The organism is Streptomyces sp. NPDC026246 (genome assembly GCF_055567995.1).
Map to the genome: position 1 here is coordinate 26,679 of NZ_JBVHPJ010000017.1, position 13,527 is coordinate 40,205.

10 protein-coding genes are annotated in these 13,527 nt (G+C 74.4%); 8 read left to right on the forward strand and 2 right to left on the reverse strand.

From position 1 onward, the window contains the following. Window positions 1-1,248 (reverse strand): DegT/DnrJ/EryC1/StrS family aminotransferase, encoded by a 1,248-nt coding sequence (locus ACZ4M5_RS31250; protein ID WP_467741827.1) that lies wholly within the window; start codon window positions 1,246-1,248, stop codon window positions 1-3. 356 nt (window positions 1,249-1,604) lie between these two features. Between ACZ4M5_RS31250 and fahA the strand changes: the two genes are divergently transcribed. The 8 genes from fahA (at window position 1,605) to ACZ4M5_RS31290 (ending at window position 11,212) form a co-directional block, all read left to right on the forward strand. Next, window positions 1,605-2,816, forward strand: a complete 1,212-nt coding sequence (fahA, locus tag ACZ4M5_RS31255) for a fumarylacetoacetase (RefSeq protein WP_467741829.1) — start codon at window positions 1,605-1,607, stop codon at window positions 2,814-2,816. 264 nt (window positions 2,817-3,080) lie between these two features. Further along, window positions 3,081-4,019, forward strand: a complete 939-nt coding sequence (locus tag ACZ4M5_RS31260) for a M56 family metallopeptidase (RefSeq protein WP_467742018.1) — start codon at window positions 3,081-3,083, stop codon at window positions 4,017-4,019. A 156-nt stretch (window positions 4,020-4,175) separates the two neighbouring features. After that, window positions 4,176-4,964 carry a GntR family transcriptional regulator gene (locus ACZ4M5_RS31265; protein ID WP_467741831.1) on the forward strand — a complete coding sequence of 263 codons (789 nt, stop codon included), beginning with the start codon at window positions 4,176-4,178 and terminating at the stop codon, window positions 4,962-4,964. A 36-nt stretch (window positions 4,965-5,000) separates the two neighbouring features. Beyond that, window positions 5,001-5,228 carry a 4Fe-4S dicluster domain-containing protein gene (locus tag ACZ4M5_RS31270; RefSeq protein ID WP_398112084.1) on the forward strand — a complete coding sequence of 76 codons (228 nt, stop codon included), beginning with the start codon at window positions 5,001-5,003 and terminating at the stop codon, window positions 5,226-5,228. A gap of 15 nt (window positions 5,229-5,243) precedes the next feature. Then, the gene (locus ACZ4M5_RS31275) at window positions 5,244-6,590 is read left to right on the forward strand and encodes an ABC transporter substrate-binding protein (protein WP_467741834.1); all 1,347 of its coding nucleotides are present in this window, start codon (window positions 5,244-5,246) and stop codon (window positions 6,588-6,590) included. After that, a complete protein-coding gene (locus ACZ4M5_RS31280; RefSeq protein ID WP_467741836.1) occupies window positions 6,587-7,477 on the forward strand; it encodes an ABC transporter permease in 891 nt (296 codons plus the stop codon). The genes ACZ4M5_RS31275 and ACZ4M5_RS31280 overlap by 4 nt, the downstream gene beginning before the upstream one ends. Next, the gene (locus ACZ4M5_RS31285; RefSeq protein ID WP_467741838.1) at window positions 7,461-8,279 is read left to right on the forward strand and encodes an ABC transporter ATP-binding protein; all 819 of its coding nucleotides are present in this window, start codon (window positions 7,461-7,463) and stop codon (window positions 8,277-8,279) included. Before ACZ4M5_RS31280 ends, ACZ4M5_RS31285 begins: the two co-directional genes overlap by 17 nt. Window positions 8,280-8,314: 35 nt before the next feature. Continuing rightward, window positions 8,315-11,212 (forward strand): fumarate reductase/succinate dehydrogenase flavoprotein subunit, encoded by a 2,898-nt coding sequence (locus ACZ4M5_RS31290; protein ID WP_467741840.1) that lies wholly within the window; start codon window positions 8,315-8,317, stop codon window positions 11,210-11,212. Window positions 11,213-11,282: 70 nt separating this feature from the next. On the opposite strand, the gene recQ is transcribed toward ACZ4M5_RS31290, so the two are convergent. After that, window positions 11,283-13,292, reverse strand: coding sequence for a DNA helicase RecQ (recQ, locus tag ACZ4M5_RS31295; protein WP_467742020.1), 2,010 nt, complete (start codon window positions 13,290-13,292; stop codon window positions 11,283-11,285). Window positions 13,293-13,527: the final 235 nt, after the last annotated feature.

Genomic DNA, 13,527 nt, shown 5'->3' on the forward strand with positions numbered 1-13,527 from the left:
CTACCCCAGCCCTCCCGCTGTCGGCCCGCTCCCGGACAGTGCGTCCGGCGGGGCGGCCGGCCGGGCACCGGACCGCTCCAGCACCTCGACGACCGTCCGTGCCCGCAGCGGGTCCACGGGCAGCGCGTGCCGCGCGAACCAGCGGGCCGCCCCGGGGGCCGGTGAGGGGTCGGTGAACTCCGCACCGGCGTAGTCGTCCAGCGGCGGGTCGTACAAGTAGCCGACGACGATGCCCCGTTGCGCCAGGGCCGCGATCGCCGCGTCCCGGTCCGCCACGAACAGCGGCACCCGGAACAACGGCTGTGTCCCGTACGCGTCACGGGGTGTGGCCCACGGCGTGCCCAGCAGCAGCTCGGTGCCCGCGCGGCAGGCGTCCAGCACTCCGTCCAGCCGGGCCAGCCTGCGTTCGATGCGGGCCAGCCGGAGCGGGCCGGACTCCAGGCGGTAGTCGTGCATGTCCACGCGCACCCAGGGGTGGTGGGCGTCGAGCCCCGGCGTGTGACGGGCGGCGCGGGCGAGCAGGTCCGGGCGCAGCGGCATGCGGATCTCGTCGCGGTCCGCCAGCCCGAGCAGCCGCACCGCGGCCCACGCGGCGCGGCGCAGCCGCAGCCCCCGCACGGCCGCCTCGGCGTACGGCCGGGCCAGGTAGGCCAGTTCGGCCAGCGGCCGGCCCGGTGCGAGCAGGTCCGCGCAGGTCTTCCGCACCGCCTCGCCCAGCCCCGGGTCGGCGAGCGAGAGCATGCCCCCGGCCTGGGCGCCCACGTGCTTGGACAGGCTGAACACCGAGGCCTCGCCCCACGCGCCGACCGGCCGGCCCCCCACCGTGCTGCCGATCGCGTGCGCACCGTCCTCGAACAGCGGGATGCCGAGGGCGTCGCACCTGCGCCGCAGCCGCGGCGCCGGGTCCGGGTTGCCGTACAGGTTCGTCGTCAGCACGGCCGACACCGAGCCCCACACCTCGTCCGGCACCGCGTCGACGTCGATGGACGCGTCGAACGGGTTCAACGGCGCCTGCACGGGCCGCAGTCCGGCCGCGAGCACGACGAAGAAGATCACGTCGTCGTTGACCGGCGACATCAGCACCCGTCCGCCGGGCGGGCACCAGTGGCGCAGCGCCACGTACAACCCGAAACGGCACGACGGTACGTACACACATTCCCGGCCGAGCCGCGTGCGCATGGTGTCTTCCAGCCGCTCGAGCCGTGAACCATGCCGCAGCGAACCCGGGCCGGCCTCCCCAATGGCCATCCGCCCCCCTGGTGTGCCGTCGGAACGCCCCCTCCCCGAGGCCTTCCGGCACCCGCCCAGAGTCGCCCTGTTCGCACCGCTCCGTCAAGATTGCGTCGCGTCCTGTGGATAACTTCCGGCACGTGTGCATGTGGTGCCCCGTCCGGCGCGCCGGTCACGCTCCCCGTCCGGTCGCGCCGGTCCCGCGGGCCCGACCGATCCGGCCGGTTCGGCGGCGCCGCACGGGCTTCACCTGCCCCCTTCGTCCCGTTCGTCTCGCCGGACCCTGCCCGGATCGGGTGCGTCGCACGTAACGTGTGGCAGGACCACGGACACGTGGCGACGACATGGCACACCCGAAAGCGAGGCAGCACCCGATGCCCCCCTTCGATGTCCCCGAGGGTGACCCCTTCGGCCCGCACAACCTGCCGTACGGCGTGTTCTCCCTCCCCGGTTCCGACGACCGGAGGGTGGGCGTCCGGCTGGGCGACCATGTGCTGGACGCGGGCGCCGCGGCCCACGCGCTCGGCTCCCCGTACGCCTCCCTGCTCGCGCAGCCGACGCTCAACCCGCTGCTGGCGGCCGGGCGCACCGCCTGGTCGGACGTGCGCCGGGCGCTCACCGCGTGGGTGACCGTGCCGTCCCACCGCGAGACCGTCGAGGCGCTGTTCCACCCGCTGTCCTCGGTGACGCTGCACCTGCCCTTCGAGGTCGCGGACTACGTCGACTTCTACGCCTCGGAGAACCACGCCCGGAACGTGGGCCAGATTTTCCGGCCCGACGCGGAGGACTCCCTCACCCCCAACTGGAAGCACCTGCCGATCGGCTACCACGGCCGCTCCGGCACCGTCGTGGTCTCCGGCACGGAGGTCCAGCGCCCCTCGGGCCAGCGCAAGGCGCCCACCGACGCCGCGCCGGTGTTCGGCCCGTCGGTCCGCCTGGACATCGAGGCGGAGGTCGGCTTCGTCGTGGGCGTGCCCTCCCGCATGGGCGCACCGGTGGCCCTGGCCGACTTCCGCGAGCACGTCTTCGGGCTGTGCCTCCTCAACGACTGGTCCGCCCGCGACATCCAGGCCTGGGAGTACGTGCCCCTCGGCCCGTTCCTCGGCAAGTCCTTCGCCACGTCCGTGTCCGCGTGGATCACCCCCCTGGACGCCCTGGACGAGGCCCGGGTCGCACCCCCGGCCCGGACGCACGAGCTGCTGCCGTACCTGGACGACGCCGGCGACGAACCCGGCGGCTACGACCTGCGCATCAGCGTCGCGATCAACGGCCACGTCGTCTCCGAGCCGCCCTTCTCCACCATGTACTGGACGGCCGCCCAGCAGCTGGCCCACATGACGGTCAACGGCGCGTCCCTGCGCACCGGCGACCTCTACGGCTCCGGCACGGTCAGCGGCCGGACCGAGCGGGAGCGCGGCTCCCTGCTGGAGCTGACCTGGAACGGCCGCGACCCGCTGGAACTGCCCGACGGCAAGCGCACGTTCCTGGAGGACGGCGACGTGGTCACCCTGACGGCCTGGGCCCCGGGCCCGGACGGCGTGCGGGTGGGACTGGGCGAGGTGACGGGCCGGATCGTGAGCGGCTGAACCGGCCCGCGGGACAGGGGGCGGCGGCGCTCGCATCCGCGTTCAGCCCCTGACGCGCGCCGCCCGGCCCGTCATACTGGGCGTCGGGCGGTGTGCGCGCACCCGCGCGTGCACGGCGCGTGGGGTGCGCCCGTGGCGTTCCACCGGTGTGCGCGGCCGTGTCACCGGCGGGCGGGACGGCCGCATCACCGCGCGCACGGCGACCGCCTCCCTCCGCACGACCCGTAGCCGCCCCTTTTCCACCAGGAACCGGAGCCCGTGGCCATGACCGTCTGCCTGCTCCTGCTGAGCGTCGTCGCCGTGACGGCCGCCGTCCCCGTTCCCCGTGCGCTGACCCGGGCCTCGTGGCCGGAGCGGGAACCGGTCGTCGCGCTGTGGGTGTGGCAGTGCCTGGTCGCCACCGTCCTGCTGTGCTGCGTCACGGCGCTCTCCCTGGGGGCGGCCGCCGTGTTCGGCACGGTCCGGGCCCAGCTCTTCGCGCCGGCGCCGCCCGCGGTGACGGCGGCGTACGACCTGTCGGCCGCCCCGCCGTGGGCCGCCGCCCTCACCCTCCTGCTGGCCTGCGGGGCCGCCTGGACCACCGCGATGCTCGCGCGCGAACTCGTCGAGGCGCGCCGCCGCCGGTCCCTGGCCCGCGCCCATCTGCGCGAGCGCGCCCCCGACCTGCCGGCGGGCCTGCCCGCCGCCCGCGGACCGCTCCTCGTTCTGGAGGACGAGTACCCGGACGCCTGGTGGATGCCCGGCAGCCCGCCCCAGCTGATCGTCACCACGGGTGCCCTGCACCGGCTCACCGGCCACCAGCTCGACGCCGTGCTCACCCACGAACGCAACCACGCCCGGGCCCACCACGACTGGCTGCTGCACCTGTCCACCGCCCTGGCCACCGGCTTCCCGCGGATCCCGCTGTTCGCGCACTTCTGCGACCAGACGCACCGCCTGGTCGAACTCGCCGCCGACGACACGGCCTCGCGCCGCTGCGGCCATCTCACCACCGCGCTGGCCCTGATCGAACTCAACCAGCACCGCGGCGTGCTGTCCTGCGCCTCCAGCCACCGGCTGCTGGGCGAGCGGGTCGACCGGCTGCTGGAGCCGCCACCGCGGCTGGACCGCCGGCACCGCGCCCTGACCACCACCACGGCCGCGCTCGTGCCGCTGCTGCCCCTGCTGATCGCGTTCGCGCCGGGACTGACGGCCCTGTCGTAACCCTTCGGGGAAGGCGGCGGCGCCCGCCCCGCCCGGTGGCGGTTCCCGCCACCGAGGGAACCGAACGGCCAGCTCAGCAGTCGGGCCGGTCACTTTCCCGGTGGCGCAACATTGCCGCAACACCACTTTCCCTATCGGATAGGTATGGTCCGGTCCATGCCCAGTGACCGCATCCGAGACCACGCCGGACAGGGAGCCGCGACCACCGTCGCCGCCCACCGCGCGCGGCGACGGCTGCGCGCCGACCGGGCCCGGCAACTGGCCGACCTGCTGCGCAGGCAGTTGCTCACCGGTGCCTTCCCCGACGGCGCCCTCCCCCACGAGTCGACCCTCGCCGCCGACTACGGCGCCGGCCGCAACACGGTCCGCGAGGCCCTCGACCTGCTGCGGGCCGAGGGGCTGGTGGAACGCCGGCCCGGCGTCGGCACCGTGGTCACGGCCCACAAGTACCCCCACGGCCTGGACCGCCTGATGGGCCTCGCCGAGACCCTGCGCGAGCACGGCCGGGTCACCAACGAGGTCCGCACGATGGGCCCCGCCCCGGCACCCGCGCCGGTCGCCGCCCGCCTCGACCTGGCACCCGGCACCGACGTCCTGTACATCGAACGCCTGCGCAGGCTGAACGGCCTGCCCCTGTCCCTCGACCTCACCTACGTCCCCCTCGACATCGGCACCGCGCTGCTCGGTGCCGACCTCGAGAACACCGACGTCTTCCGGCTGCTGGAAGCCGTCACCGGCCGGCGCCTCGGCCACGCCGAGATCACCCTCGAAGCGGTCAGCGCGGACACCCACTCGGCCGCCGTGCTGGAGGCCCCGCACGGCGCCGCCGTCCTGATGCTGGAGCGCCTCACCCACCTCGAGGACGGCCGCCCGGTCGACCTGGAGTTCATCCGCTTCCGCGGGGACCGCATCGCCATGAGCGGCTCCCTGCACCGGAACCGGTAACCCGCCACCCGCCCGCCCACCTTCCTGGAGACAGCCATGCCCTTGGCGCCCCAGCGGGCCGACGTGCCCGTGACCATCGACCAGTCGAAGTGCATCGACGGCTGCACGCTCTGCGTGGACATGTGCCCGCTGGACTCCCTCGCCATCGACGAGCGCAACGGCAAGGCCTACATGCATGTCGACGAGTGCTGGTACTGCGGCCCGTGCGCGGCGCGCTGCCCCACCGGGGCCGTCACGGTCAACATGCCCTACCTGCTCCGGTGAGAGGCCCGAACTCCCATGAAACGCACAGCAGTCGCCCTGTCCGCGGTCGTCCTCCTGCTCCCGCTCAGCGCCTGCGGCGGTGACGCCGAGGCCGGTGGCGGCTCCACGGTCACCGTCACCGTCGGCTACCAGTCCCGGACGATCAACACCGTCACGGCGGGCACCCTGCTCCGCTCCCTGGGTGCCTTCGAGAAGCAGCTGAACGCCCTGCACGACGGCGTGCGCTACAAGGTGGACTGGCAGGACTACGCCACCGGCGCGCCCATCACCGCGCAGATGACCGCCGGGAAGATCGACATCGGTTCGATGGGCGACTTCCCGCTCCTCATCAACGCGGCCCGCGGCAAGCAGCTGAACAGCCCGACCCGCCTGGTCTCGGTCACCGGCTACAACCTGCGCGGCGGCCTCAACACCATCGTCACCGCGCCCGGTTCGTCACGGGAGTCGCTGAAGGACCTGAAGGGCGCGAAGGTCTCCACGAGCGTGGGGTCGGCCGCCGACGGCACCCTCGTACGGGCCCTGCAGCGCGCCGGCATCGACCCGGAGGACGGGATCGAGAAGCTCAACCAGCAGCCCTCCGTCGGCGCCTCGGCCCTGACCGCGGGCAGCGCCGACGCACTGTCGCAGTTCGTCGCCTGGCCGGGTCTGCTCGCCTTCCAGGGCAAGGCGAAGGCGCTCTACGACGGCGCCCGGCTGAACCTGCCCACCTTCCACGGCGTCACCGCGCGCGAGGAGTTCGCCACGCGGCGCCCGGCCGTGCTGGAGGCCTTCCTCAAGGCCCAGGCGGAGGCGACGGACTACCTCCACCGCCACCCGGTGGCCGCCGCGGAGAAGGTGGCGAAGGCCACCGGCCTGCCCGCGGAGGTCGTCTACCTCTACAACGGCGCCCACGGCATCGCCACGTTCGACCCGGCCATCAAGCCCCAGCTCGTGGCCGCGCTGAAGAAGGACGTCGCGATCCTCAAGTCGGCGAAGCTCACCGGCGACGTGGACGTCGACTCCTTCGTGGACGACCGGTACGTGAAGAAGGCCCTCGGGACGACGGCGTACTCGCGGCATCTCGCCACGAAGCCCGCCCCGGCCGCGAGCGAGGCCTGGCCCGAGGGCGCCTCGAAGACGGTCACCTTCGGCTCCCCCTCCGAGCTGCTGCGTCACCTCGCCGGGCACCGCGACGGGATCCGCGCCGCCTACGTCCCCGACGCCACCACCGGCACCCTCTGGTTCGCCGACAAGGCCGTGTGGGTGACCGACGGCCGGCGGCTGCTGCCGTTCGTCGCTCCCGACACCGCACGCGCCTACGTCGCCGCGCACCGCGGGGCACGGGTCGTCTCCTACGCCGACGCCCTGGAGCGGGCGTCGTGAGGCGGTACGCGCTCCGGGCGGCCTCCCTGGCCGCCGCCCTCGGTCTGTGGCAGGTGCTGACCAGCAGGGACGTCGACCTGTGGCTGCGCTTCTCGCAGTTCCCCACGGTCACCGACGTCGCCCGGGCCTTCGGCGCCCGGCTGTCCGGGCCGGACTACTGGACCGACCTCACCGACAGCCTCACCCGCATCCTCACCGGTTTCCTGCTGGCCGCCGTCCTGGGTGTGGCCACGGGCGTGCTCGTGGCGCGCTCACGGCTGGCCGAGGACCTGCTCGGCCCCGTCCTGGAGGTGCTCCGGCCGGTCCCCGCCATCGCCCTGGTCCCGGTCGCGATCCTGCTGTTCCCCTCCAACGAGCAGGGCATCGTCTTCATCACCTGCACCGCCGCCTTCTTCCCGGTCCTGGTCTCCACCCGGCACGCCGTGCGGGCCCTGACCCCCGTGTGGGAGGAGGCCGTACGCACCATGGGCGGCGGCCGGTGGCGGATCCTCGGCTCCGTCGTGCTGCCGGGCGCGCTGCCCGGGGTGTTCGGCGGCCTGTCCGTCGGCATCGGCGTGTCCTGGATCTGCGTGATCTCCGCCGAGATGATCTCCGGCCAGTACGGCGTCGGCTACCGCACCTGGCAGGACTACACCGTCGTCGACTACCCGGGCGTGTTCGTCGGCATGGTCACCATCGGCGTCCTGGGCTGGCTCACCTCCACCGCGGTGGAACTCCTGGGCCGCCGCCTCACCCGCTGGCTGCCGCGCACCGCGCACGGTACGGCGGCCCGGGCGCACCGGCCGGACCGGCCGGGGAAGCCGGCACCCGCCCCCGCAGGCGGAACCCCGTCCGAGGCGCCCGGCGGCGCCCGAACCGAGGAGGCCCGCGATGAGCACCTCGTCTGAGACCGTCCCCGCCACCGCATCCCCGGCGAAGCAGGCCGGTGTCCCGGACGGCCCGCCCGGCGCCGCGGTGCGCGGCACCCGCCTCACGCTGTCCGGAGCGGGTCTGGGCCGTCCCGGCGCTCCCGCCCTGGACGGCGTGGACCTGGACGTCCCGCCCGGCGAGATCCTCACCGTCGTCGGCCCGTCCGGTTGCGGCAAGTCGACCCTGCTGCGCACCCTGGCCGGGCTGCTGCCGCCGCTCACGGGCACCCTCACCGAGGACGGGCGGCCGCTGACCGGCCCCTCGGCCGAACGCGCCCTGGTCTTCCAGGAGGACGCGCTGCTGCCCTGGCGCACCCTGCGTGGCAACGTCGAACTCCCGCTCGCCATCCGGGGGGTGCCCCGCGCCGACCGGCGGGAGCAGGCCCGGTCCTGGCTGGAGCGGGTCGGACTCGGGCCCCAGGAGCGGCAGTTGCCGCACCGCGTCTCCGGCGGGCAGCGCCAGCGCGTGCAACTGGCGCGTGCCCTGGCCGGACGGCCCCGCGCCGTGCTGATGGACGAGCCGTTCGGCGCGCTGGACGCACAGACCCGGGCCGGCATGCAGGACCTGCTGGTGGAGGTGCTGCGGGGCACCGGCGCCACCGTCGTCTTCGTCACCCACGACGTGGACGAGGCGCTGTTCCTCGGCGACCGGGTGGCCCTGCTCGGCGCGGGCGGCCTGCTCTCCGTGCGCGCCATCCCCCGCCCGCGCGACCGCTCCGCGCACGACGACCCGGACCGCACGGCCCTGCGGCGCGACGTCCTCACCTCGCTCGGTACGTGATTCGGTACGTGACTCGGTACGTGAAAGGCACCCCGGTGACCACCTCCGTGAACCCCTCTGCGGACACCCCCCTGGCCGTCCCGCCCCTCGCCGACGCCGAGGAGCTGAGCTGCGACGTCCTCGTCATCGGCGGCGGCACCGCCGGCACCATGGCGGCCCTGACCGCCGCCGAGCACGGCGCGGACGTGCTGCTGCTGGAGAAGGCCCACGTCCGCCACTCCGGCGCGCTCGCCATGGGCATGGACGGCGTCAACAACGCCGTCATCCCCGGCCGCGCCGAACCCGACGACTACGTCGCCGAGATCACCCGCGCCAACGACGGCATCGTCGACCAGTCCACCGTCCGCCAGACCGCCACGCGCGGCTTCGCCATGGTGCAGCGGCTGGAGTCCTACGGCGTGAAGTTCGAGAAGGACGAGCACGGCGACTACGCCGTCCGCCAGGTGCACCGCTCCGGCTCCTACGTGCTGCCGATGCCGGAGGGCAAGGACGTCAAGAAGGTGCTGTACCGGCAGCTGCGACGGCGCGAGATGCGCGAGCGGATCCGCATCGAGAACCGGGTGATGCCGGTGCGGGTCCTCACGGCGGACGGGCGGGCCGTCGGGGCGGCCGGCTTCCACACCCGCACGGGGCGGTTCGTCCAGATCCGCGCGGGCGCGGTGATCCTCGCGACCGGCGCCTGCGGCCGCCTCGGCCTGCCCGCCTCCGGCTACCTCTACGGCACCTACGAGAACCCCACCAACGCGGGCGACGGCTACGCCATGGCCTACCACGCGGGCGCCGAACTCACCGGCATCGAGTGCTTCCAGATCAACCCACTGATCAAGGACTACAACGGCCCGGCCTGCGCCTACGTCGCCAACCCCTTCGGCGGCTACCAGGTGAACCGGCACGGTGAGCGCTTCGTCGACTCCGACTACTGGTCGGGGCAGATGATGGCCGAGTTCGCGGCGGAGGTGGCCTCCGACCGGGGGCCCGTCTACCTGAAGCTGAGCCACCTGCCCGAGGAGTCGGTCTCCGCCCTGGAGACCATCCTCCACTCCACCGAACGCCCCACCCGCGGCACCTTCCACTCCGGCCGCGGCCACGACTACCGCACCCACGACGTCGAGATGCACATCTCCGAGATCGGCCTGTGCGGCGGCCACTCCGCCTCCGGCGTCCGCGTCGACGACCACGCCCGCACGACCGTGCCCCGCCTCTACGCGGCCGGCGACCTGGCCTGCGTCCCGCACAACTACATGATCGGCGCGTTCGTCTTCGGCGACCTGGCCGGCGCCGACGCTTCCCGGTACTCGGCGTACGAAGGGCCGCTGCCGGCCGACCAGCTGCGCGAGGCGCACGAACTGGTCTACCGGCCGCTGCGCAACCCCGACGGCCCGCCGCAGCCCCAGGTCGAGTACAAACTGCGCCGCTTCGTGAACGACTACGTGGCCCCGCCCAAGTCCGGCGCCCGGCTGTCGCTGGCGCTGGAGGCGTTCGAGCGGATGCGCGACGACATCGCGGAGATGGGGGCCCGCACCCCGCACGAACTGATGCGCTGCGCCGAGGTCACCTTCATCCGCGACTGCGCGGAGATGGCCGCCCGCTCCTCCCTGGCCCGCACGGAGTCCCGCTGGGGTCTCTACCACGACCGTCTCGACCACCCCGGCCGCGACGACGCGTCCTGGTTCCACCACCTCGATCTGCGCAAGTCCCCGTCCGGTGCCATGGAGTTCACGGCCCGTCCCGTGGCCCCCTACCTCGTCCCGGTCGACGGCTTCGACCCGGTCGGCGGCGCGCCCCGGCACATCGGCGAGGTCCACGCGGAGGACGTGGCGACGGCCGGCTCACGCGAGGTGGCACCGGTGGCCGCCGGCGTCGGGGCGGGCGCGCCGGGCCTGCCCACCGCGGGACCGCAGGCACCGCCCTCCCCCGGGCCGGACGGTGATCGGTCCGCCGCCCGGCTCCTCGAACTCGTCGCCCTCGCCGACGAGCAGCCCGAACTCGACGCCCTGCGGCCCTATCTGGCCGACCCGGCACCCGCCGTCCGCCGGGAGGCCGTCGCCGTCCTCACCGAGACGCTGCCCCCGGGAACCGGGCCCGCCCTCGCCTCGGCCCTGCGCGACCAGGCCGCCGAGGTCCGTGCCGCCGCGGCCGCCTCCCTGCGGGAGCTCGTCGAGACGCTCCCGCCGGGGCCCGGCCTGCGGGACGGTCTCGTCGCCGCCCTGGCCGAGCCGGACCCGGTGGTGCGCGCCGCCGCCCTCGACGTCCTGCGCGCCCTGCGTCTCGGGGACGCGGCCCTGTTCGCCGCCTCCCTGACCGACTCCGACATCGCCGTCCGGACCGAGGCCGTACGGGCGCTCGTCTCGGTGGACGCGGCCGAGGAACTGGCCGCCGCGGCCTCCGCCGACCCGTCCCGCGAAGTGCGGGTCGCCATCGCCAGGGGCCTGGCCACGGTGGGCGCCGAACGCCTGGCCGGCACCGGCCCCGGCGACCTCACGGGAGGCGCTTCCCCGGCTGACGCCCCGGCACGGATCGCCGCCGGGGCCGGCGGCCGCCCGCGGGCCGGTGCCGGAGCGGAGACCGGGTCCGTGACCGCGGCCCTCACCGAGCTGCTCGGCGACCCCGACGCCCTGGTGCGCGCCGCCGCCTACGCCGCCCTCGGCACCACCGGCTGCCCCGGCCCCCTGTCCAGCCGGGCGGTGGCCGCGCTGGCCGAACCGGCCTGGCAGGTGCGGGCCGGAGCGGCGACGGCCCTGTCGGTCGCCGAGGCCGACGTGGCCGTCCCGGCCCTGGCCAAGGCCCTGGCGGACTCCAACGCCGACGTCCGCAAGGCCGCCGTCCTCGCCCTGACCCGGCACGGCACGACCGAGGAGGCCCGGGCGGCACTCGCCACGGCGACGGCGGACTCGGACGCGGACGTCAGGGCGTACGCGGCGCGGGCGTTGTGACCACCGGCGGCGCCCCGCCCCGGGCGGGGCGTCGCCGGTGCAGGTCCCGCCGCTCAGCCGGCGGCCCGGGTCACCTCCAGTCCTCGGGCTCCGGCTCCTCGTCCGCATCGGGCCAGAGGTCCGCGTCATCCCCCGGCGCGGCCGGGGCGGGAGACGGGGCCGAGGGCGTCTCGTCACCGGGGGCCGGGCCGGCCGGTGCGTCCAGCGAGGCGAGCACCTCCAGCACACCCTCCCCGTACGTCACCCGCTTCTTCTCGCCCACTCCGCCGATCCCGCCCAGCTCTGCCACCGACGTGGGCCACGCCAGGACGATCTCCCTGAGCGTCGCGTCGTGGAAGATGACGTACGCCGGGACGCCCTGCTCACGTGCCTGCTCGGCGCGCCAGGCCCGCAGCGCCTCGAAGGCCGGCTGGAGCTGCGCGGGCAGCTCGACCGCGGCGGCCTTGCCCTTGCGCTCCCCCCGTCCGGAACCCAGGGAGGAGCCGGACCGGCCGGTCACCGGCCTCGCCGGCTCCTTGCGCAGCGGCACCTCCCGCTCCCGCCGCAGCACCGCCCCGCTGGCCTCGGTGAGCACCAGCGTGCCGTAGTCACCCTCCACCGCGAGCAGGCCCTGCGCCAGCAGCTGGCGGATGACGCCCCGCCACTCCGGCTCGCTCAGGTCCTCACCGATGCCGAACACGGACAACTGGTCGTGGTCGAACTGGATGACCTTGGCGGTGCGCTTGCCCAGCAGGATGTCGACGATCTGCACCGCGCCGAACTTCTGCCCGCGCTCCCGCTGCAGCCGCACCACCGTCGACAGCACCTTCTGCGCCGCGACCGTGCCGTCCCAGGTCTCGGGCGGGGTCAGGCAGGTGTCGCAGTTGCCGCAGCCGGACGGGTCCGGGTCCTGGCCGAAGTAGGCGAGGAGCTGGCCCCTGCGGCACCGGGCCGTCTCGCACAGCGCCAGCATCGAGTCAAGGTGGGCCTGCGCCCGCCGCCGGAACGCCTCGTCGCCCTCACCGGACTGGATCAGCTTGCGCTGCTGGATGACGTCGTTGAGCCCGTAGGCCATCCAGGCCGTCGAGGGCAGACCGTCCCGGCCGGCCCGGCCCGTCTCCTGGTAGTACCCCTCGACCGACTTGGGCAGGTCGAGGTGGGCGACGAAGCGGACGTCCGGCTTGTCGATGCCCATGCCGAAGGCGATGGTCGCCACCACGACCAGGCCGTCCTCGCGCAGGAAGCGGGACTGGTGGGCGGCGCGGGTGCCCGCGTCCAGGCCCGCGTGGTACGGCACCGCCTCGATGCCGTTGCGGCTGAGGAACTCCGCCGTCTTGTCGACGGAGTTGCGCGACAGGCAGTAGACGATGCCCGCGTCGCCCGGGTGCTCCTCGCGCAGGAAGCTCAGCAGCTGCTTCTTCGGGTCGGCCTTGGGCACGATGCGGTACTGGATGTTGGGCCGGTCGAAACTCGCCACGAAGTGCCGCGCCGACGGCATGTCCAGCCGCTCGGTGATCTCCTGGTGCGTGGCCCGGGTGGCCGTCGCCGTCAGCGCGATCCGCGGCACGTCGGGCCAGCGCTCGCCGAGCAGGGACAGCGCCAGGTAGTCGGGCCGGAAGTCGTGCCCCCACTGGGAGACGCAGTGCGCCTCGTCGATCGCGAAGACGGAGATCTTGCCCCGGGAGAGCAGGTCGAGCGTGCTCTCCAGCCGCAGCCGCTCCGGCGCCAGGTACAGCAGATCCAGCTCCCCGGCCAGGAACTCTGCCTCGACCATCCGCCGCTCGTCGAAGTCCTGCGTGGAGTTCATGAACCCGGCGCGCACGCCCGCGGCACGCAGCGCGTCCACCTGGTCCTGCATGAGCGCGATCAGCGGGGAGACGACCACCCCGGTGCCCGGTCTGACCAGGGCGGGGATCTGGTAGCACAGGGACTTCCCGGCACCGGTCGGCATGAGCACCACGGCGTCCCCGCCGGACACCACGTGCTCGACGACCGCCTCCTGCTCGCCCCGGAAGGCCTCGTACCCGAAGACCCGGTGCAGCGTGGCCAGGGCCTCGTTCTCGGTCACTGCCATCTCGGCGATACCGCCCGTCCCGCCCATCGTCGTGTCCCCCGTACGTCGTCCCTCGACCACTGCGTCCACGATAGGCGCACCCACCGACAGCACCCGAGTTGTCCACAGGCAGCGCCCGTGTCCCTCCGTGACCGACCGGCGACCGGGCGCTTCCCTCCGCTTCTGGTCGAGAACGCCCGGGCCGCGCCGGCTCCCGCCTGCCTCCCCCGCCGCGCAGGACGGCGGCCCGGCTCCCCCCGAGAGGAGCCGGGCCGCCGTCCCG